We start from the raw sequence: 19,031 nt of genomic DNA on the forward strand, positions 1-19,031 counted from the left end.
CGGCAAAGAAATCAAGGATGGCAGATGAAACCTTGTTGTGTCGGTACCGCGTTTTAAAGCATAAATTGGATGCTGCGCGGGGGCGTTGTGGCTAAAAACCGTCGTAATGACGTCAGGGGGGCATCTTGGCGCAAAATATCTGGCAGAGATTTGCGGCAATCGGACCAGCATGTTTTCTGCTGGGGGCCTTCCTGAGTTTCTTGCTCGGCATCATTCTCTTCGTTGCCGCCCTGCAGGACAAGGATGTCGAAAGCGGTGTGTTTCGCATTCTGAATCTGGGCGGGCCTGGATCGAGACCACAAAGCTCGGGCACCGGCTTCAAAATTGCGGCCCCTGGCGCGGTGGTGACGAACTATCACGTGATCGCTGGTGCCGAATCGCTCCGGATCCTCCATGGGGTGGACGGTGCAATGAAAGCCATGCAGGCAAAGGTCGTCTGGTTCGACAGGGACCGCGACCTGGCAATTCTGTCCTCTGAGGATGCACTGCCAGGTGCGGTCTTAACCTTGGCTGACATCAGCGAAGGCGATCTCTTGAAGAAAGATGATGTCGAAGCGGTTGGTTTTCCGGGCGCCGCCGACGATCTCGCGAGGGTTTCTTCGGTTTCGGAAGTCGCGGAGGCAAGTTATCTTGATGCAACTGTGTCGACAGGGACAGTGCAGCGCCAAGTGGCAAGTGCCGTTCGCCTGACAATTCAGCATAGTGCAAACGTCAATCCTGGAAACAGTGGCGGGCCTCTGTTTGACGCGTGCCAGCGGGTTATTGGTGTGAATACGTTGAGCATGACCGCGACGATGCGGACCGGTGATATGGTCCGCGCCCTCGAGACAGGTATCGTAAGCTTTCAGACACCTGGAGCTTTGGAAAGTGCGGTGCACATTCGGGAGATCATCAACGGCCTCCGCAATACTGAAATTACCCCGATGCTTTCTTCAGGGCGCTGCCACTTTGGGATCGATCGATCGGAATTGACAGGGATAGGCCTCTCCTTTGTGCTGTCTTTCGCCGGATCGGCATTGGCCGGTTTTTCGGCGATGGCTGCGCGGGAAAGGCCTTGGCGCCGCCATTCCGCTCCGCCTTCGGACCTGGTTGCCGTCGATGATCCGACTTCGCACACTGAGATTGCTTCCGAGGAATGGGCCGAATTTGTTGAATTCGTTCCCGAGGGCACGTCCGCACCCTATGTGGTGTCGACGGTTGGCGCGGCGTTCGAAGAACGAGGTTTCACCATCGGCCGCCGAGGAGGTGGCGCCAATATCCTGCTGGATGACCCGGCTGTCTCGCGCAGGCACGCAATTTTGCGAAGACACCCCAATGGCGGACTCGTCATCAGCGATCTGGGATCGACAAATGGTACGCTTGTTGATGGTGCCGTGGCGGCAGGCGAACAATCACGTCCAATCCGAAACGGTTCCCAAATCGCGTTCGGGGCCAGCCGATTCACGGTCTATACCAATAGCAGGTCTCAAAAATCGCCTTCCGTTTTCTGGCTGCTGTCCGGGTTCGATGCACGGGGCCACCTGTTCCAGCATGAGTTTTCCGTTTCGGGGCCGATGCCTATCTCCGAGATGCCTTTTGTTCTGGTGCGTATCGGGCGCTCTGACGAGAACGATGTCGTCATTGATGATACCTCCGTTTCTCGGCGTCACGCTCAGCTTGTCATGCGAAATGGACAAGTCTTTCTTGAAGATCTGCAGTCATCGAACGGCACTTTTGTTGAAGGTCGCAAAGTTGCTTCAGGATTCGTGCGGGTTGTGCCGGGTCAGAAATTGCAATTCGGCGGAATATCTGCATCACTATCTCTGGCGTCCTGAGGGGGCGGGTAATTTTTGGGGGTCAATATGGCAAACAAACTCGGGCTCGGTTCCGTTTCTGTAGCACTGTCTTTGGCGATGCTCGTGGCATCTCCAGGAGTTCAGCTCGGAACTGGGGCACATTCATTAGCCGGGACCGCCCAGGCTCAGGGTCTCGATGGATTTTTCAAGCAAGTCGAAAAGAACCTTGGGCTCGACAACAACAAGAACAAAAAACGAAAGAAGAGCAACACGCCGAATATCGGCCTGGACACGGTACTCCAGGGCGTCGGCATGGGGTTGGTTGCCGGAGGCGTTATCAAGGGCGAAGCAGGACCTCTCATTGTCGGTACGATTCTGGTTGCAGCTCCCGTAGTTTTCCAGAAAGATATGGAGAGGAAATATGGTCGCGATCAGGGTTGGGCCGGTTGTGTGAGTTGCAACCAGAAGCGGCTCTTGGTTCGTCCTGGTGCCTCTGTGACCAGCGCCGAGCAGGCAGCGATCACCGCCCGTATCAAGGACGATGTCCGTGACATTCAGGGTGGTTTGGCGCAGCTTGGCTATTATGACAAGAAGATTGATGGCGACTACGGTCCGGGAACTCGAAAGGCGGTCTCGCTCTTTCAACAATCTCTTTTTGACGAACCGACAGGGAAACTAACTGCGGCACAGCGTCGGGAGCTTTTCGTCCTCGCGCGTGAAAAGGGGTATGAGCCAACGTCAGGTGTAGCCAAGGCCGCGCTGATGCCGGTGGTGGCTTCGTTGCCGGATCCAGCTCTGGCGGTTTCCTCTGGCTCACTGCAGAATCTGGCTTTGGCTCCGGCGGTCGCCACCATCAAGGAATTCAAACTTGCTGAATCTCAATTCAATCAGTTTGCCAAAGACGCCCTTCAATTTGGCAGTCTCACTGCGGTTAAGGGAGCCCGCCTGCTGCCAGACGGAAAAGTGGAAGTTGTCATGGATACCGGGGCTGTCCTTTCCAACTCCGTCGGATCGATTGAACTCAAGAAGCATGACCTGTCGGAGAGCTGGATACAGATCCTGATGGCCAATGCTGGCTCCGAAGAGCAAGCAGTGCTGAACACAGTAGATAGTTTCGGATCTGCCGCTGAAGCGACAACATGGCTCGACGGGGCATTGAAAAAGCTGGACCTGCTGAAAAAGCTTGTGGGACTGGATGAGACTGCTCCGGCCGCGACAATGGTCGTCGAAGCAGAAAAGCCTCCACAGATGCCGAATGTAGAAATGGCTAAAGTTGATCCGGGAGCGCCAAATACGGCGTTGGATGTCAAAACGCCATCGAGCCCCACTGTGGCAAATCAGCACGCTCAGCCTGTCGGCGATACCACGAAAGTGGCGGTTGCAACAACGTCAGAGGTTAATGCTCAAGCTAAGTCGATCCCAGCCCAGTGTGGCAGTGACGTATATGTCTCGTTCAATTTTCCAAAAGGGGACAAGTCGATCAACCACTACAACATCATCCCTCCGGAAGGGACTTTGATGATGGACAATGGCGACTCCACCGCATACTTCACCGGCAATTGCGTACAGGGTCAGTACGGCTACAAATATGTTGTCGTTACGCATGATGAAAAGCAGAAAAAGTGGGAATCGTCGGTTCATGAAGGCACGTTCGAACTGGCGAGCCTTGCGGGACAGTGTGAAGTGAACCTGGACGATCCAAATGGTTCAGCCACCCTTCAATGCTACTGAACCGATCCAATGATAAGGGACCGAACGGGCGAACAGGCGCAGTGAAGTCATGACGCAACGCAAAAGAAGGGCGGCGGTTTCGAAGTCGGGCGTCGGCGCGAAATTCGATATTCCGGAAGGTCGTTTCCGCACGCTCATGGAAAACGTCGCGGGAGACATCGGCCGATATTGGCGTCATCTTGTCGAGACACCAATCCAGGCTATCGTAGGTTTTGTTGCGTTCTTGGCCAGTATTGCATCCATCATCGAGATGTTGACCAAGGATTCCGATTCCAGGTCTTCTGGAAGCGGAAGCATGCTTGACGGCGTCGAAGCTTTGCTTTCGGCTTCGGTTCCCATGAAGGTACTGACGAGTCTGGTCTTTTCGTGTTCGATCGGATGGACTTGCGCTGTCGTCTCGTCATGGCTGACCAGTCGCAAAAGTGATGGGTCCACCGTTGTTGCGGTGGCGCTGGCGATCTTTTCTGGTGCGTTCGTGAGTGCCTGGTCTACGAGTTTCCTGCTCAAGACGGATATCAACCGCGTCGGGCTTCAGACCGATATGACACTAATCCTGGTCACGTTCTGCATTTGCGCTGCAACTCTCGTCGCCAAGACCAAGTATCGACTCACCCACGAAAGTGCTCTGGACGTCATCGAACAACGAGCCACAACTCTTGTTTTATTCACACTGGCTGCCGTCGGGGTTACTCTAGTTTCTCTCGCGGACGTGATCGCATCGAAGGCTGGTCAATGAGCTATCAGGAAAAATCGCTGGCGAAGCTTTCGCTTGCTGCAATGTTCCTGGACTTGCTGATCTGTGTGTCCGTATGGCAGTCCCTGCGGGCAACTGCAGGAGACATCGTACTCCAATCCGTTGCGCTGACCGGAATCGTCTTGTTCTTGGCTGTCTGCGCGCTTTATGTATTCCTGTTCGAGGTGCTGCTCAACGGTCGGTCGATTGGACGCGTGTGCCTTGGATTGTCCGTCGCACCCTGTGGAGGTGGAGAGAGACTATCGTTCGGCCAGCGAATAAGACGCTTTTTGGCGATTGTATCTGGGTTCGGATTGCGTTCGCTGAACCCAAACAGGCTTCCGTCCCACAATTGCTCCGAATGGATCATTTTCCGTTCTGATCTTGCCGGGGTCGCTCCGACGCGGTCGAAGTCCACACAAGGCAAAGTCTCCGTGCGCGCCCCCGAGAAGTCTGCATCTGTTACGACATCGACAGGCGGGCGGCTAGTTGTTCGTGTTGTGGCCGGGCCGCACGTGGGAACGGCAGTGCGCCTCACCGATGCTTCTACATTTGCTGTGGATGGAATATTCAAAATTGGCCGCCTCGCTGGGTGGGGTGATCTGGCTTTGTCCCGCGACAAAAAGGTTTCACAGAGGCATTGCCGCTTGAAGTACAAGTCGGGCCAAGTATACGTCGCAGATGGCGCGAACTCGACCAACCCCTCCAGTAATGGGACATACGTGGGCGGACAACGCATTGGGACTCGGGAATTTGTGCCGTTGTCACTCGGAAAAGAGCTCCAACTAGGCGACAGCAGACTGGTCGTAATTGCTGAATGAGCAAAACCTCTGGGCGATCGGGCGTATGATGCCTGAGCTCAATCAACAGAGCATTTGCAAAAGACCGCAGGGTTACATGCAACGGGCCTCTCGTCAGACCATGAAGACAACTCGCTCATGTGAAGGTCGCGTTGCCGCAGGAGTCACTGACCTGAGACCCGACTTGCCTCCAATTTTCGGGAGAGTGTTGGGTTTTCAATCTGGCCTCATGCGCCCTGTTTTTCTATAGTCATCTTCATTGCGAACTCGCTGGGAGTGATATTGCCCAGCGACGAGTGCGGTCTGTTTCTGTCGTAGTCCTCCTTCCATGCAGTGATAGCGGTGCTGGACTGGGCGGGCGACGAGAACAGCGTCTCGTTCAGGCATTCGTCACGGAAGCTGACATTGAAGCTCTCGACGAAGCCGTTCTGCATCGGATTGCCGGGGGCGATGTAGTGCCATTCGAGCTTTGTCTCCTGGCACCATTTGAGGATGGGCATGCTGGTCATCTCCGTGCCGTTGTACGAGACAATCGTCCTCGGTTTTCCGCGTTTGGCGATGACACCACCTAGCTCGCGGGCAACCCTTGCCCCGACAGTAATGTATCGGTAACCAGGCACAAACATTCACGGGTGAAGTCGGCCTCAGTTTTCGTTCCATCGGCTTTTCTGCTCAATCGCCCTGCTGTCAACGCAGAAACGGCCCCCATTTGTTGGAGGCGGTTGCCGATTTTTTTTGAATGTTTTTTGGTTGCGGGGGCCTGATTGCGCGGAGACTTGTACAAAACCCGGGTCTAGAGCGCTGAATCCGACCATTTGTCAGGTAAGCAGAATTACGGAAAAAAAGAAGCGAGTTTGCTCCACCGGCTATTCTACACACTGGCTGGTTTCACGTCACTACATTCAGTTTCTTTGGCTCGCAGGGAAAAGGTCCGCCATGGTGTCGGCGGTCCCTTCACAGGGTGCCAAGAGCAGGCATTCACGCTGATCCTGGAGGAGTCGGGCCGGCGGAAAGCGATCCTGATCCGGCGCGTCGTTCCGTCATGACGGTTCGATAGTTGGCCAGCACGATGATGGCACCGCCAAGGAAAACCCAGAGGTCGATCGCCTCGCCATAGGCATAGGAGCCGACGACGGCGGCCATCGGCACGCGCAGAAAATCAATCGGCATGGCAACGGACGCATCGAGGCGCTTCAGCGCTTGCGCCTGGCAGTAATGGGCACAGAGAGCTCCAAGGCCGGCAACCACCATCCAGGGGATATCCGCCACATGCACCGGCCGCCAGTCGGTCAGCGAAGCCACGAGGCCGAGTGGCAACTGGATGACGATCATCCAGACTACGATCGCCGCCGGCGAGACGTCGCGCGTCAGTCTTTTGACGAAAATCAGAGAGAGCCCATAACCGGCGGCGGCAATCAGCACGAGACCTGCAGCCGGGTCGGCCATCGCGACACCGGGACGGATGATGACAAGCACCCCGATGAAGCCGCTGATCGTTGCGAAGATCCTTGGCCTCGTCATCTTCTCGCGCAGAAACAAGAAGGCAAATAGGGCAACCCAGATCGGCATGGTGAATTCCAGCGCAAACACGGAAGCGAGCGGCAGCATGACGACGCCGATCGTCCAGAGATACTGGGCCATGAAATGCACGAGGTTGCGCGCGATATGCAGTTTGAAGAGCTTTGCATGACGCAGTTCCGGCAGCAGCATCCGGCCGAAGGCGACGATTACACAAAGGCCGATCAGCGCGCGAAAGAAAAGCACCTGTTCGATCGACAGTGTGCTGGCAAGCTCTCGCGATCCGACGGACATACCTACGAAAGAGATCATGCCCAGAGCCATCCAGATGAGCCCCTGGATGAAATCGGAATCTTGAAACTGCTTGATTTTCTGCATGTTCGGTTCCTTCCGGTCGGAAGCGTGCCCGGGAAGAGCACGCGTCCGAAAGAGTGATCGAATGGAGTCAGGCCGCTGAAGGACCAGGATCGTCGAAACCGTCCGAGGCACCGGTCAGCTGACCGTGGCGTCCATCCATGCCGCCCGACACGAGACGCAAGTGCGGTCTCTGCAGGCTCGTGACCGCCTCCTGGCCAATCATCTGCAGTTCCCGCCGCGATGCCTCGGGCTGGTATTCCACGGCTTCCAGCAACATGGTCTCTGCGACACCGTTCGTATTTTCACACTCGATCTCCTGGCCTTCGCGAAGCCCGAGCAGAGCAAGGCCACGTAGTGTCGTGATAGGCAGGAACAGGCCGACTGGGCCAGTTGCCTGGCCGGTCGAGATCACGCGGATATCGCTCTCGCCGGCATTGGCGCGAAAGCGCACACGGCTGTTGATGCTGGTGACGTCCCCCGGAAGATCGTCGCGGAACACGACGATGGCCTTTTGGATCTTGTGCCGGCAAAGCGCGACGAGCCGATCATTGCGGCCCCGCCAGTTGTCGCACAACGCTTCGAGTATGGTGAAATCCTTTGTAGTCAGAATGTAAGTGTCGTTCGACATTTCGCAGTTCTCCATCGCGCTGTCGCCAGCGTCCATCGACATGAGCGGCACATACCCCTGCGCTAACATCGCGCAGGGGAGGCTATCCTGCGATGAGACAACCTCCCCGGATTGCGAGACGGGAAAATGCGGGCAACATCATGCCGGATCGGCCACTTCAGGAGATGCGACCTCTTCGACATGGAGGCGGTGCAAACGCCCGTCGCGTGCAACCCAATCGATGGACTGACCAGTCGAAAGACCGATCAGGGCCGCGCCGATTGGCGTCAGGATGGAGATCTTGTTCGCCGCAATATCCGCTTCAGCCGGGAAGACCAGCGTGACGCTGCGATCTTCCCCGAGATCGCTGGTGAAGCGGATCCTGGATCCCATGCGTGCGACATTGGCGCCGATCTTGGCGTCCTGAACGATACGCGCTCGGTCGAGCTCGATGAGAAGCTCCTCGGAAACAACGGGGTTCCGGCCGCCATGGGCCTCCGCAAGGCGGTAAAGCCTCTCGTGATCGGTCCGGGTGAGAACGATTGCCGGCTTACGCTGCCGCTTCTTTTCGAGAGCCATGCTCGGGCCTCCTGTACAAGACGCGCGGCCGCGCATTCGGCGCACCGCTCTGAAACAAAAACTGGGATTGAGTGTCGCTTCGTAGCCCATTGCCCCCAAGCGGGGACCGCTACCCATGCCCCACGACCTTATCGCGACGCGATTGGGCCGGGGGTCAGATGCCTGCGATGAGGCACATCCGTGTGCGGATGTTATGGAAGCGTTCGATCAACATGCACGAAAGATGGCCGGCTCGGACACGGAAGTCAAGCAAGGCCGGTTGCCCCTAGCCAGTATCACAGCGCGGGCGATCTGATGCCGAAGAAACAGACCATCTGTGGAGACGAACTCGACCTCGGAGCTTTTTGACTTCTATCAATTGGACACAAGGGCTAGCTTCCCATGTACGTATGTCGAATCGAGCGGAATTAGCGCAGATCATTGCGCCCTCTGCATTGTTTTGGCTGATCGGGTGCGAAATCAGGGGCGAAATGGACGACGTGCAACGAAATGAAAGACGATCTCTCCCCAATTCCTGGGGTTATGTCGTTGCTGTTCTCGGAACGGTCGCGATCGTCGGCGTGCCGCTTTTCGTGATGGGCGCCGCCGCTTCGCAAGCGCTCTCCCTGCTCGTGCCGATCCCGGTCATCGCCACAGCTATGATCGGGGGCGCGGGTCCGGCTTTGCTCGCAGCTGTCTTCGGCCTCGCCCTTTGGCTTCTCAATGTGCATTCATCCGGCTCAGAAATCGTCATTGCCCAAGCAGTCGCGTTCGCCGTCCTGGCGACGTTGATCGTCTGGTTTGCCAAACGAAGAGACCAGGATCGGGAGACCCTGGCAGAGCTCAGGGAAGCGCTGGATGATCGCGAGGCCCGGATGGGGTCTATCCTCGACACGGTTCTCGATGCCACCATCGTCAGTGACGAAAACGGAATCATCATCTCGTTCAACTCCGCAGCCGTCCGCCAGTTTGGCTATTCCGAAGCCGAAGCAATCGGTCAGAACCTGAAGCTGCTGATGCCTCAGCCCTACCGCGTCGAGCACGATGGCTACATGCGTCGCTACATGGCAACGGGCGAAAAGAGGATCATCGGCGTCGACCGTGTTGTGGTCGGCCAGCGTAAGGATGGCTCGACCTTTCCGATGAAGCTCGCGGTCGGCGAGATCAAACGTGGCGGAAAGCGGTTCTTCACCGGCTTCGTTCGCGACCTCACGGAGCGAGAAGAATCCGCTGCCCGCCTGCAGGAGATCCAGACCGAGCTCGCAAGGCTCGGCCGATTGAACGAGATGGGAGAGATGGCGTCGACGCTGGCGCACGAGTTGAACCAGCCATTGTCCGCCATCGCCAACTACGTACATGGCTGCGCGCGCCTGCTGCAAAACGCGGTTGGCGACCGCGACATCCAGGTCCGCGACGCATTGGTGGAAGCGGGCGAACAGAGCATTCGCGCCGGGCAGATCATTCGACACTTGCGCGAGTTCGTCACCAAAGGCGAGACGGAAAAGCGGACGGAGAGCCTGCGCCAACTCGTCGAAGAGGCCGGAGCGCTCGCTCTCGTCGGCTCGCGGGAAAAGGGCGTGCGCACCGTGTTCGATTTCACCTCGGACAACGACCAGGTCTTCGTCGACCGGATCCAGATTCAGCAGGTGCTGACCAACCTCATGCGCAATGCGATCGAGGCGATGAAGCAAACCGAGAAAAAGGAAATCCGGGTCAAAGTCTGTTCCGACAAGATGGGGCTCCTGACCGTGACGGTCGAGGATTCCGGTCCCGGAATTGCTCCAGAGGTTGCCCAGGATATCTTCAAGCCGTTCACGACGACAAAGGCAGGAGGCATGGGGATCGGGTTGTCGATTTCCAGGCGCATCGTCGAGGCCCATGGCGGCGAGATGACCGTTTCCAAGAGTGAGCTTGGCGGTGCCTCCTTCTGTTTCACCCTTATCCAGCACGACGAGGACCAGAATGCAGCCTGATGACTTCACCGTCCATATCGTTGACGACGAAGAGGCACTTCGCAAATCGCTGGGCTTCATGCTCACGGTGAACGGTTTCGGCGTGAGGCTTCATGTGTCCGCAACCGCCTTTTCGGAAATCGCCCCGAGCCTTCGCAACGCCGTGCTGGTCACCGACATGCGCATGCCGGACATGAGCGGCCTCGATCTGGTGCGCAAAATCTCGAGCATATCGCCGCCGATACCCTCGATCATCGTCACGGGGCATGGCGATATTCCCATGGCTGTCGAAGCGATGAAGGCGGGTGCCGTGGACTTTATCGAGAAGCCGTTTGAGGAGGCCGTCATCATCGAGGCTGTGCGGCGCGCGGCCGAGAGGCTGGCAGACTCGTCGGCGGGCACGCTCAGCGTCGATGACATCCGCTCGCGCATTGGCAGCCTGAGCGAACGCGAGCGGCAAATTCTGGCGGCCGTCGTCGCCGGCCAGCCAAACAAGGCCATCGCGTTCAATCTCGACATCAGCCCGCGAACCGTCGAAGTCCATCGCGCAAATGTCATGACGAAGATGAGGGCGCGCAGCCTACCCGAACTGGTGCGCATGTCACTGACCGTCAGCGTCTAGCCAATATGTCGCGCAATCCGACGTAACGCTTGATCCATGACAAGGTGGCGCGTCGGCCAAGATGCGATCTGCAAGCTTGGTGAAAGATCACGACCGAGCTTCTGGGATCCCATTGTCCACGCCGTCTGCAATTGTTGCTGTTGTCAAAGACCCGGCTTTGCTGCGGTCGATCAGCTTTGCGCTCAACACGCATGGCCAGCCGGTGGAACAGTTCAACGACTGGAAGATGGCAACGGAGGCGATCAGTCGTGCGGAATGCGTCATCCTCGACACCTGCCTGCCGCCTGCCGATCTGACGGCCGGCCTCAGTCTGGCCAACCGCGGCATAAAGCTCGTCGTCCTGGCGGAGGACGACAGGGACTACGGCGGCGGGAACAGGAAAGACATATGCGTGCTGTCAAAACCCCTCAACGGGCCTGATATTGCCAATGCCGTATCAGCCCTACGTAAGAACCCGTAGTGGAAGAACTCAATAGCGGCAAAGCCTCTCATCCAACATGATCCCTGCAACCAACGGGGACATGCCAATGCAAACCGCCGCTTCCATCACACTGAATTCACACCTCTCTTCCCCGCCGAGTGCACGCAGCCAATCGCATATCAGGCCGGTGACCTTTCATGCGCCCGACTGCGTGATCTATGCGCAGGGCGAGCGCACGCGATCGCTCTACCAGATCGAATACGGGGCGGTGCGCATTTACCGTCTTCTCGCTGATGGTCGCAGGCAGATCGTCGCCTTTCATCTCGTCGGCGAGACCTTCGGTTTCGAGATCAACGAAACCCACAGTTTCTATGCCGAGGCCATGGTGAATACCGGTCTGACCACTATCGAACGCACGGCGGGCGGCCTGCTCAACGAGCGTCTGGTTGGTGTTGCCTTGAAGGCAATGATACGCGCCCAAGAGCACCTGCTCGTCGTCGGCCGTCAGAGTTCCCTCGAGAAGATCGCCGTTTTCCTGGTCGATCTGGCTGATCGCCAAGGTGGCACTGACTTAATCGACCTGCCCATGAGCCGTATCGACATCGGCGATTATCTCGGCCTCACCATCGAAACAGTCTCGCGCACGATTTCGAAACTGCGGGAGATGGGCATCATCACGCTTCGCAATGCACGCTGCATCGAGATCATAAAGCCGGAAAAGCTGCGCATGCTGAGCAATTGAGCGGGGCAAACGATTGGACGAATGGGGACTTTGAGCACGGCTTTTTTCAATACTTTCCATCGGCTTTTTGCCTCCGGCGACACCGAGGCGCCCGACGGTTTACACAACCATTGCGATATCACGAAATATCACTTTGATTGACAGGCCTGTGATCTCCCTTACCATCAGCCGTGAGGAAGAGGAGGAACGCCCGTGCGTAACAGCACCGAAAACACCACCACACCGTCTGCCTCCGACCGCCGCATGCGGCGTCGATCCGAATTAACAACATTTTTCATCCTCGCATTCGGCATCTGGCCGATCCTTGCTGTAGCGGCTGTCGGAGGTTTCGGCTTCATGGTCTGGATGTATCAGATCATCGCCGGTCCCCCCGGTCCTCCAGCTTGAGTGAGGAGACCACGGTGACCTTACTTTCGCGGCGAGCCCTCCTTCGCGGACAAATCAGGGAAGAGTTCCGTATCCTCCCACCGGGTCTCTCACGTCCCGTCGCAGAGATCTGTGAGCAATGCAGGGCATGCGTTGATCACTGTCCGCAGTCGATCATCTCGATGCAGTCCGGCATACCGGCGCTCGATTTCTCAGCCAGCGGATGCGATTTCTGCGGCAAATGTCACGAGAGCTGTCCGCACGCGGTTGTCTTCTTCGACGCCGACCTCTCCTTCCCTCACATGGCACAGGTGCAGTCGCACTGCCTAGCGCTCAACAGTATCGACTGTCAGTCATGCCGTGACCATTGTCCGAGCGACGCAATCCTTTTTCGTCCACGCGCCGGCGGACCATGGCACCCGCAGATTGTGGACGACGACTGTACGGGTTGCGGCGCCTGCATCAGCCACTGCCCAACGGACGCAATTTCCCTATCGGTGAGGAGTGGCTCGCATGTCGACGCGCAACCCTGAACGCTTCCATGTTTCCAGCGCCGTCGTCCTGACCTCACCGGCAGCAGCAAATGGTGTCCTTGCAGCATTGTCAGAGATCCCGAACCTCGAAGTTCATGCTGCCGAACACGGCAAGATCGTCATCGTGATCGAGGGCAGCTCCAGTGGAGAAATGGGCGCGATCCTCGCGGCTATCTCGAGCCTTGAGGGTGTCATGGCCGCCAACATGGTTTTTGAGCATGCAGAGAATTTGGAGGAGGGTTTAATCAATGGACACAGACCTGACGCGGCGTAGTCTGCTCAAGGCCCATGCTGCCGCGATTGCCGCAGCCACCGCCGGCATCAGCTTGCCGGCCCATGCTCAAACCGTTCCCGGTGGCGTGGAAGCACTTGAGATCAAATGGTCCAAGGCGCCATGTCGGTTCTGCGGCACCGGCTGTGGCGTCATGGTCGGCGTCAAGGAAGGGCAGGTCGTCGCCACACACGGCGACATGCAAGCCGAGGTGAACCGAGGCCTCAACTGCATAAAGGGCTATTTCCTCTCAAAGATCATGTATGGCGAGGATCGCCTGAGCACACCGCTCCTGCGCAAGCGTGGCGGACAATATGCCAAGGACGGCGAGTTCGAACCGATAAGCTGGGACGAAGCTTTCGACATCATGGCCGAGCAGTGCAAGAAGGTTCTGCGGGAAAAGGGACCGACAGCGGTCGGCATGTTCGGTTCCGGCCAGTGGACGATTTTCGAAGGCTATGCCGCGACCAAGCTGATGCGTGCCGGCTTCCGGTCCAACAACCTCGACCCCAATGCCCGCCATTGCATGGCATCCGCTGCCTACGCCTTCATGCGCACCTTCGGCATGGATGAACCCATGGGCTGCTACGACGATTTCGAGCACGCCGATGCCTTCGTGCTCTGGGGCTCGAACATGGCGGAAATGCACCCAATCCTTTGGACACGCCTTGCAGACCGGCGCCTGGGCCACGAGCATGTGAAAGTCGCGGTGCTCTCGACCTTCACCCATCGCAGCATGGATCTTGCCGACGTTCCGATCATCTTCAAGCCGAGCACGGATCTGGCGATCATGAACTATATCGCCAATCATATCATCTCGACCGGTCGGGTGAACGAGGACTTTGTCCGCGCGCATACGACCTTCATGAAGGGGGTGGACGATATTGGTTATGGTCTTCGCGCCGACGATCCGCTGGAGATGAAGGCGAAGAACGCCGGTGATCCGACCAAGATGGAGCCGATAGACTTCGACAGTTTCAAAGCCTTTGTCGCAGATTACACCTTAGAAAAAGTCGCCGAGCTGACTGGATCCGATCCCGGCTTTCTGGAGCAACTCGCCGAACTCTATGCCAACCCCGACACCAAGGTCATGTCTCTTTGGACCATGGGTTTCAACCAGCACACGCGCGGTGTCTGGGCAAACCACATGATCTACAATCTGCATCTGCTGACCGGGAAGATTTCTGAGCCAGGCAACGGCCCCTTCTCTCTGACAGGCCAACCATCGGCCTGTGGAACGGCGCGCGAAGTCGGCACCTTCGCGCATCGCCTGCCGGCAGACATGGTGGTAACCAACCCGGAGCACCGGCATCATGCAGAGGAAATCTGGAAACTACCGGACGGCCTTCTTCCAGACAAACCGGGATACCATGCCGTAGAACAGGACAGGATGCTGAAGGACGGCAAGCTGAACTTCTATTGGGTTCAGGTCAACAACAACGTCCAGGCAGCTCCCAATACCAGCAACGAGACCTATCTCGGCTACAGGAACCCGAACAACTTCATTGTCGTCTCCGATGCCTATCCCACGATCACCGCCATGTCTGCCGACCTCATTCTTCCAGCCGCCATGTGGGTCGAGAAGGAAGGAGCCTATGGCAATGCAGAGCGCCGAACACATGTTTGGCATCAACTGGTCAATGCGCCAGGAGATGCACGCTCGGACCTATGGCAATTGGTGGAGTTTTCCAAACGGTTCACGACGGATGAAGTCTGGACTGAGGAGATCTTGGCGCAAAACCCTGATTATCGCGGCAAGACACTTTTCGAGGTGCTTTTCGCCAATGGCAAAGTGGACCGATACCCCCTCTCCGAGGTGGACGCCGATTATGCCAATCGCGAAGCCGAAGCATTTGGCTTTTATCTCCAGAAGGGCCTCTTTGAGGAATATGCGGAGTTTGGGCGTGGACATGGCCATGATTTGGCGCCCTACGACGTCTATCATCAGGAACGGGGCCTTCGTTGGCCGGTCGTTGACGGCAAGGAGACGAAGTGGCGCTACCGAGAGGGCTATGACCCCTATGTCAAGCCCGGCGAGGGGGTGCGTTTCTACGGCAAGCCCGATGGGCGGGCGGTCATCCTTGCGGTGCCCTATGAACCGCCGGCAGAGTCACCTGACGAAGAATACGATTTCTGGCTCGTGACGGGTCGCGTGCTGGAACACTGGCATTCCGGTTCGATGACCATGAGAGTGCCGGAACTCTACAAGGCCTTTCCCGGCGCCCGCTGCTTCATGAACGCCGACGACGCGCGAAAACGCGGGATCAACCAAGGGGCAGAGATTACCATCGTTTCGCGTCGCGGCGAGATGCGGACGCGCGTCGAGACCCGCGGCCGCAACCGCATGCCACCCGGCGTGATCTTCGTTCCATGGTTCGATGCCAGCCAGTTGATCAACAAGGTGACGCTTGACGCCACCGATCCGATCTCCAAACAAACGGATTTCAAAAAATGCGCAGTCAAGATCGTTCCCGTGGCCTGACAAGAGGCCGACTTGGTGTTGGTGCCCTTTTTGCAGCCTGTCTCATCGGTAGCGGCGTGGTCGCACAATCGGTTCCGCAATTGTCCGGCCCGCCCCAGCAGATGGAAAGCGTTCCGGCAAAGCCCCTGCCAAAATGGAATGTGGATGACGTGCGCAAGATGCGCGCCTATCCGGACCAGCCTCCAGTCATTCCTCACTCGATCGAAGGCTACCAACTGTCGGTCAACACCAACCGATGTCTCTCCTGCCACAAGCGCGAGTTCACGGAGGGGTCCGGTGCGCCGATGATCAGCGTAACCCACTACATCACACGTGAAGGGCAGATGCTGGCAGACGTCTCGCCGAGACGATATTTCTGCACTGCCTGTCACGTTCCCCAGGCGCAGACCAATCCTCTGGTGGGCAACACCTTCCGCGACATGAGCGACATGGGGGTCAAGCTGATGGGCGAGGAGCATTAGAAATGCAGAGGCTCCGCAACCTGCTCTCATGGACATGGCGCGTTCTGACGACGCCAGCGGCGACACTCAGCCTCGCCTTCCTGACGCTCGGCGGCTTTGTCGGCGGTGTGATGTTCTGGGGCGCGTTCAACACAGCACTTGAACTGACCAATACGGAGGAGTTCTGCGTCAGCTGTCACGAAATGAAGACCAACGTGTATGAGGAGATGACGAGGACCGTCCATTTCTCCAACCGCTCCGGTGTCAGGGCATCCTGTCCGGACTGTCATGTACCCCACGAATGGACGGATAAGATTGCCCGAAAGATGCAGGCTTCCAAGGAAGTCTGGGGCACGATCTTTGGCACGATCAATACACGTCAGAAATTCCTCGATGAGAGATTGCGGCTGGCACAGCATGAATGGGCGAGACTGAAAGCCAATGACAGTCTCGAGTGCAGAAACTGCCACTCCTCGGTCGCCATGGACCTTTCGAAACAGACGGAACGTGCAGCTGAAATCCACACGCGTTATCTCCTGAACGGCAAGGCGACGTGCATTGATTGCCACAAGGGCATCGCCCACGAACTACCGAACATGCAGGGAATTGATCCCGGTTGGCGGATGCCGGAAGAACTGGAAGGCGAAGAGCTTCCCACCGCATCTCCGGTCGATGAACTGCGCAATGCCATCGACCGAGCGCATAGCGGCCTGCTGGTTGATGGCGGGATCTGATCCCTGCGATCATTGACGTTTGAAGCGCACTAGAATTGGCGACGCCACCGGGGTTAGCACCCTGGCGGCGTCGACTAAGCAATATGAACGAGTGGGAAAATTTACTGGGCCGCAGCGACGGCTGCATCAATCCGCTCGCGCGCCTTCTTCGGTAGCTTTGCGGAGTTGAAAGCATCGAGATTGGCGGCGGGCGCATCACCGACGAGGATGGCGGCGACCATGCCCATGCCGACATGCGGCGCGCATTTCACGCCGTAGAGACCGGGAACGTCAAAGGTCACCTTGATCGTCTCGTTCATCTTGCCCTTGAACTCCGCCGCACCGTCCGGAATCATGCCCTTGATGGCTTCGGCGTTGTGGCTCTTGTCGGTAGCGACGAAGGTGACGGTATCGCCGGGGGCAATCTTCAGGCCGGCCGGTTCAAAGACCATGGCACCCTCGGTTCCCTTGTTCAGCATCTTGACTTCGAAATCAGCAGCGATTGAGAAGGCTGGGGCCGAAAGCAAGAGAACGGCTGCCATGGTTACACTACGAAGTTGCATTTTCATCTCCTTAGACAGAACACCTCGTTCCGTTGCAAAAGAGATAGGCCAGGATGGGCGAGCCTTCTTTGCGCAATATCAAGTAAGAGAACGCTTCATCCAGTTAGCGACGTTCGGGGAGAGAATCCGCCAGCGATGCCAATTCGGCCATATCCCGCACAAGGAGTTTCTGCCGACCACCTTCGATCAGGCCCTTGCTCTCCCAAGAACTGAATATGCGCGAGACCGTATGAATTGTCGTTCCGGTCATCTCGGCAATATCCTGCCTAGAGATTGGAAAATCGATCCGTATTCCCGCAGCCTCTGGGCGACCAGCCTTCTGTGCCAGCCGCAATACGGTATGTGCTACTCTCTTTTCGACTTCTTGCGTCGACATTTCGCGAATGCGGACATGGGCTTCCTCGAGCCTTTGTCCGATCGTCTCCATTGCACTGACAGCGAGCCTTGGATTTCGCTCCACGAATTTCGGCCACATCTCTGTGGGCCAGGACAGAACTATGCTTTCGGCAGCAGCAAGGGCTGTTCCCGGATAGTCTTGTCGCTGCAGCGCCTTGGCGAAGCCGAAGAGGTCACCGGGATGCACCACGCGCACGATGATCTGTTGACCGGCGCTGGTGACCTGCGTGACCTTTAGGCGGCCATGCAGGAGGAGAAAGAAATAGGCGGCAGGCTGGCCTTGCTCGAACACGGACTCGCCGATCGGCAGTCGCTTCGTCTGAGCGGGAACAAGTAGCGCGTCCAACTCATCATCGGTCATCTTGTCGAACAAAGACAAAGACTTGATGATCGTCCGATCAAGTTTCAAAATATATCCCTCTCCCGCCACCAGCCCACATTCTCAGGGCTCGAAGAGCCCAATAGTGGCCATTATGGCGAGTGTGCCATTCGAGGGGCAGCCTACCTCACAAGGCACCGATCGAAAAGAGCAAAGGAGCGTACCAGCGACGATCTTCGACCAGCCGGAAACCGACGTGGTCAGGGGGAACTCCGACAGAGCAGCCTCCGCTTTTCGGGTCTCGGATAAACGAGCTTAATGGCGATCTGTGTTTGCCAGCGGTGATGTAGACGCCGCAGGCTTCGGTTGTGACCGGCTGCCCTCCATTGACGAGGTCGACACGCCGATTGCAGGTCGTTGTCCACTCCCAGATGTTGCCGGCAAAATCGGCAAGTCCATGCTCGTTCTCGCCGAAGCTTCCATGGGCAAGCGGTGCCGGTTCCTTGGATCTCTTGCGAGCCGCCTCGCGCTCATAGTCGGCGAGCCAACGCAATGCCGGGTTGCGATTGTCCGGGTCGATTCCGAGGGCGTCATCCGGAAACTTCTGACCAGCGGCAAAGGCCAATTCCATGTCACTTGGCAGTCGCCAGATTCCACCACTCTTTTTCGAAAACCACCGGGCAAACATTGTCGCGTCGTCGTGGCTGACGCCGGTTACCGGCATGTCAGAGCGCGATGGAGTGGCCGATTCCCGAGCCGGGCAGGCTCTATCGGCGACGCAGGCATCGTAGTCCTGGGTGCTTACTTGATACTTCATAATCGTGAGAGGAGCCGTCATCACGTATTCTGCCTTCGGCCCATCGACGGCGTATCCGGCGCGGTAAAACTCGCCAGGTTGACGGTAGGCGAAACGTCCCGCCGCCACCGAAATAGTTTGAGGTGGTGGCAGATCGGCGCCACCACTCATCTGCACGATGCCCGATTGAAACGCGACGGCGGTAGACAGAGCGCTGACGAGCAGAAGCGGCAGCAGCACCGAGCCGACCGAATTGGGCTGCCTGGGAGTGAGAACGGCGCCGGACATGGCGATTTCCAACGAGTTTGAGAGGAAAAGTCCACGGGGTGCTCATCG

Annotated in this window: 20 protein-coding genes and 1 pseudogene; 14 read left to right on the forward strand and 7 right to left on the reverse strand. The window is 57.5% G+C overall.

Annotated features, from left to right (window positions below; genetic code table 11):
* Nucleotides 1-125 precede the first annotated feature (125 nt).
* The 4 genes from C0V73_RS20785 to C0V73_RS20800 are packed head-to-tail and all read left to right on the forward strand — an operon-like array spanning nt 126 to nt 5,060.
* The gene (locus C0V73_RS20785) at nt 126-1,814 is read left to right on the forward strand and encodes an FHA domain-containing protein (protein ID WP_102021929.1); all 1,689 of its coding nucleotides are present in this window, start codon (nt 126-128) and stop codon (nt 1,812-1,814) included.
* Nucleotides 1,815-1,841: 27 nt separating this feature from the next.
* A complete protein-coding gene (locus C0V73_RS20790) occupies nt 1,842-3,506 on the forward strand; it encodes a peptidoglycan-binding domain-containing protein (RefSeq protein WP_102021930.1) in 1,665 nt (554 codons plus the stop codon).
* 49 nt (nt 3,507-3,555) lie between these two features.
* The gene (locus tag C0V73_RS20795; RefSeq protein ID WP_102021931.1) at nt 3,556-4,242 is read left to right on the forward strand and encodes a hypothetical protein; all 687 of its coding nucleotides are present in this window, start codon (nt 3,556-3,558) and stop codon (nt 4,240-4,242) included.
* Complete coding sequence (locus tag C0V73_RS20800; RefSeq protein WP_102021932.1) at nt 4,239-5,060, forward strand: FHA domain-containing protein; 822 nt, start codon at nt 4,239-4,241, stop codon at nt 5,058-5,060. The genes C0V73_RS20795 and C0V73_RS20800 overlap by 4 nt, the downstream gene beginning before the upstream one ends.
* A 206-nt stretch (nt 5,061-5,266) precedes the next feature.
* On the opposite strand, the pseudogene C0V73_RS20805 reads toward C0V73_RS20800, so the two are convergent.
* From C0V73_RS20805 to rnk, 4 genes and pseudogenes are all read right to left on the reverse strand, one after another.
* A pseudogene (locus C0V73_RS20805) lies at nt 5,267-5,679 on the reverse strand (integrase core domain-containing protein); the annotation flags it as partial.
* Between the two features lie 338 nt (nt 5,680-6,017).
* Nucleotides 6,018-6,935, reverse strand: coding sequence for a DMT family transporter (locus C0V73_RS20810; protein WP_102021934.1), 918 nt, complete (start codon nt 6,933-6,935; stop codon nt 6,018-6,020).
* A 67-nt stretch (nt 6,936-7,002) separates the two neighbouring features.
* On the reverse strand, nt 7,003-7,584 hold the full coding sequence (locus C0V73_RS20815) for a nucleoside-diphosphate kinase (protein WP_245408052.1): 582 nt from the start codon (nt 7,582-7,584) through the stop codon (nt 7,003-7,005).
* Between the two features lie 96 nt (nt 7,585-7,680).
* On the reverse strand, nt 7,681-8,100 hold the full coding sequence (gene rnk / locus C0V73_RS20820) for a nucleoside diphosphate kinase regulator (protein WP_102021935.1): 420 nt from the start codon (nt 8,098-8,100) through the stop codon (nt 7,681-7,683).
* Nucleotides 8,101-8,570: 470 nt separating this feature from the next.
* On the opposite strand from rnk, the gene C0V73_RS20825 reads away from it, so the two are divergent.
* The 10 genes from C0V73_RS20825 to C0V73_RS20870 all read left to right on the forward strand — a co-directional run bounded on the left by C0V73_RS20825 (nt 8,571) and on the right by C0V73_RS20870 (nt 16,642).
* A complete protein-coding gene (locus C0V73_RS20825; protein WP_102021936.1) occupies nt 8,571-10,052 on the forward strand; it encodes a PAS domain S-box protein in 1,482 nt (493 codons plus the stop codon).
* Complete coding sequence (gene fixJ, locus C0V73_RS20830; RefSeq protein ID WP_069041063.1) at nt 10,042-10,653, forward strand: response regulator FixJ; 612 nt, start codon at nt 10,042-10,044, stop codon at nt 10,651-10,653. The genes C0V73_RS20825 and fixJ overlap by 11 nt, the downstream gene beginning before the upstream one ends.
* A gap of 157 nt (nt 10,654-10,810) precedes the next feature.
* Nucleotides 10,811-11,113, forward strand: a complete 303-nt coding sequence (locus C0V73_RS20835) for a hypothetical protein (protein WP_102021937.1) — start codon at nt 10,811-10,813, stop codon at nt 11,111-11,113.
* Nucleotides 11,114-11,180: 67 nt separating this feature from the next.
* On the forward strand, nt 11,181-11,816 hold the full coding sequence (locus C0V73_RS20840; RefSeq protein WP_102021996.1) for a helix-turn-helix domain-containing protein: 636 nt from the start codon (nt 11,181-11,183) through the stop codon (nt 11,814-11,816).
* A 192-nt stretch (nt 11,817-12,008) separates the two neighbouring features.
* A complete protein-coding gene (gene napE / locus C0V73_RS20845) occupies nt 12,009-12,203 on the forward strand; it encodes a periplasmic nitrate reductase, NapE protein (protein WP_280951018.1) in 195 nt (64 codons plus the stop codon).
* A gap of 14 nt (nt 12,204-12,217) precedes the next feature.
* A complete protein-coding gene (locus tag C0V73_RS20850; protein WP_102021997.1) occupies nt 12,218-12,715 on the forward strand; it encodes a ferredoxin-type protein NapF in 498 nt (165 codons plus the stop codon).
* Nucleotides 12,696-12,989 (forward strand): chaperone NapD, encoded by a 294-nt coding sequence (locus tag C0V73_RS20855; protein ID WP_102021938.1) that lies wholly within the window; start codon nt 12,696-12,698, stop codon nt 12,987-12,989. Before C0V73_RS20850 ends, C0V73_RS20855 begins: the two co-directional genes overlap by 20 nt.
* Entirely contained in the window at nt 12,964-15,468 is a 2,505-nt protein-coding gene (napA, locus tag C0V73_RS20860) for a periplasmic nitrate reductase subunit alpha (RefSeq protein ID WP_102021939.1), read from the forward strand. The genes C0V73_RS20855 and napA overlap by 26 nt, the downstream gene beginning before the upstream one ends.
* Nucleotides 15,438-15,929: a nitrate reductase cytochrome c-type subunit gene (locus tag C0V73_RS20865; protein ID WP_102021940.1), complete on the forward strand. Its 492-nt coding sequence runs from the start codon at nt 15,438-15,440 to the stop codon at nt 15,927-15,929. Before napA ends, C0V73_RS20865 begins: the two co-directional genes overlap by 31 nt.
* A 2-nt stretch (nt 15,930-15,931) precedes the next feature.
* A complete protein-coding gene (locus tag C0V73_RS20870; protein WP_102021941.1) occupies nt 15,932-16,642 on the forward strand; it encodes a NapC/NirT family cytochrome c in 711 nt (236 codons plus the stop codon).
* A gap of 101 nt (nt 16,643-16,743) precedes the next feature.
* On the opposite strand, the gene C0V73_RS20875 is transcribed toward C0V73_RS20870, so the two are convergent.
* The 3 genes from C0V73_RS20875 to C0V73_RS20885 all read right to left on the reverse strand — a co-directional run bounded on the left by C0V73_RS20875 (nt 16,744) and on the right by C0V73_RS20885 (nt 18,983).
* Nucleotides 16,744-17,190 (reverse strand): pseudoazurin, encoded by a 447-nt coding sequence (locus C0V73_RS20875; RefSeq protein ID WP_102021942.1) that lies wholly within the window; start codon nt 17,188-17,190, stop codon nt 16,744-16,746.
* 97 nt (nt 17,191-17,287) lie between these two features.
* Entirely contained in the window at nt 17,288-17,989 is a 702-nt protein-coding gene (locus C0V73_RS20880) for a Crp/Fnr family transcriptional regulator (protein ID WP_069041055.1), read from the reverse strand.
* Between the two features lie 97 nt (nt 17,990-18,086).
* Complete coding sequence (locus C0V73_RS20885) at nt 18,087-18,983, reverse strand: SUMF1/EgtB/PvdO family nonheme iron enzyme (RefSeq protein ID WP_102021943.1); 897 nt, start codon at nt 18,981-18,983, stop codon at nt 18,087-18,089.
* Nucleotides 18,984-19,031: the final 48 nt, after the last annotated feature.

The sequence above is a fragment of the Rhizobium sp. TH135 genome, assembly GCF_002855515.1.
GTDB lineage: Bacteria > Pseudomonadota > Alphaproteobacteria > Rhizobiales > Rhizobiaceae > Allorhizobium.

What these genes read in the sequence shown, in the direction of transcription:
- C0V73_RS20790 (WP_102021930.1), top strand. Translation starts at nt 1,842, where the DNA reads ATGGCAAACAAACTCGGGCTCGGTTCCGTTTCTGTAGCACTGTCTTTG.
- C0V73_RS20795 (WP_102021931.1), top strand. Translation starts at nt 3,556, where the DNA reads ATGACGCAACGCAAAAGAAGGGCGGCGGTTTCGAAGTCGGGCGTCGGC.
- C0V73_RS20800 (WP_102021932.1), top strand. Translation starts at nt 4,239, where the DNA reads ATGAGCTATCAGGAAAAATCGCTGGCGAAGCTTTCGCTTGCTGCAATG.
- C0V73_RS20810 (WP_102021934.1), bottom strand. Translation starts at nt 6,935, where the DNA reads ATGCAGAAAATCAAGCAGTTTCAAGATTCCGATTTCATCCAGGGGCTC.
- C0V73_RS20815 (WP_245408052.1), bottom strand. Translation starts at nt 7,584, where the DNA reads ATGTCGATGGACGCTGGCGACAGCGCGATGGAGAACTGCGAAATGTCG.
- rnk (WP_102021935.1), bottom strand. Translation starts at nt 8,100, where the DNA reads ATGGCTCTCGAAAAGAAGCGGCAGCGTAAGCCGGCAATCGTTCTCACC.
- C0V73_RS20825 (WP_102021936.1), top strand. Translation starts at nt 8,571, where the DNA reads ATGGACGACGTGCAACGAAATGAAAGACGATCTCTCCCCAATTCCTGG.
- fixJ (WP_069041063.1), top strand. Translation starts at nt 10,042, where the DNA reads ATGCAGCCTGATGACTTCACCGTCCATATCGTTGACGACGAAGAGGCA.
- C0V73_RS20840 (WP_102021996.1), top strand. Translation starts at nt 11,181, where the DNA reads ATGCAAACCGCCGCTTCCATCACACTGAATTCACACCTCTCTTCCCCG.
- C0V73_RS20855 (WP_102021938.1), top strand. Translation starts at nt 12,696, where the DNA reads ATGTCGACGCGCAACCCTGAACGCTTCCATGTTTCCAGCGCCGTCGTC.
- napA (WP_102021939.1), top strand. Translation starts at nt 12,964, where the DNA reads ATGGACACAGACCTGACGCGGCGTAGTCTGCTCAAGGCCCATGCTGCC.
- C0V73_RS20865 (WP_102021940.1), top strand. Translation starts at nt 15,438, where the DNA reads ATGCGCAGTCAAGATCGTTCCCGTGGCCTGACAAGAGGCCGACTTGGT.
- C0V73_RS20870 (WP_102021941.1), top strand. Translation starts at nt 15,932, where the DNA reads ATGCAGAGGCTCCGCAACCTGCTCTCATGGACATGGCGCGTTCTGACG.
- C0V73_RS20875 (WP_102021942.1), bottom strand. Translation starts at nt 17,190, where the DNA reads ATGAAAATGCAACTTCGTAGTGTAACCATGGCAGCCGTTCTCTTGCTT.
- C0V73_RS20885 (WP_102021943.1), bottom strand. Translation starts at nt 18,983, where the DNA reads ATGTCCGGCGCCGTTCTCACTCCCAGGCAGCCCAATTCGGTCGGCTCG.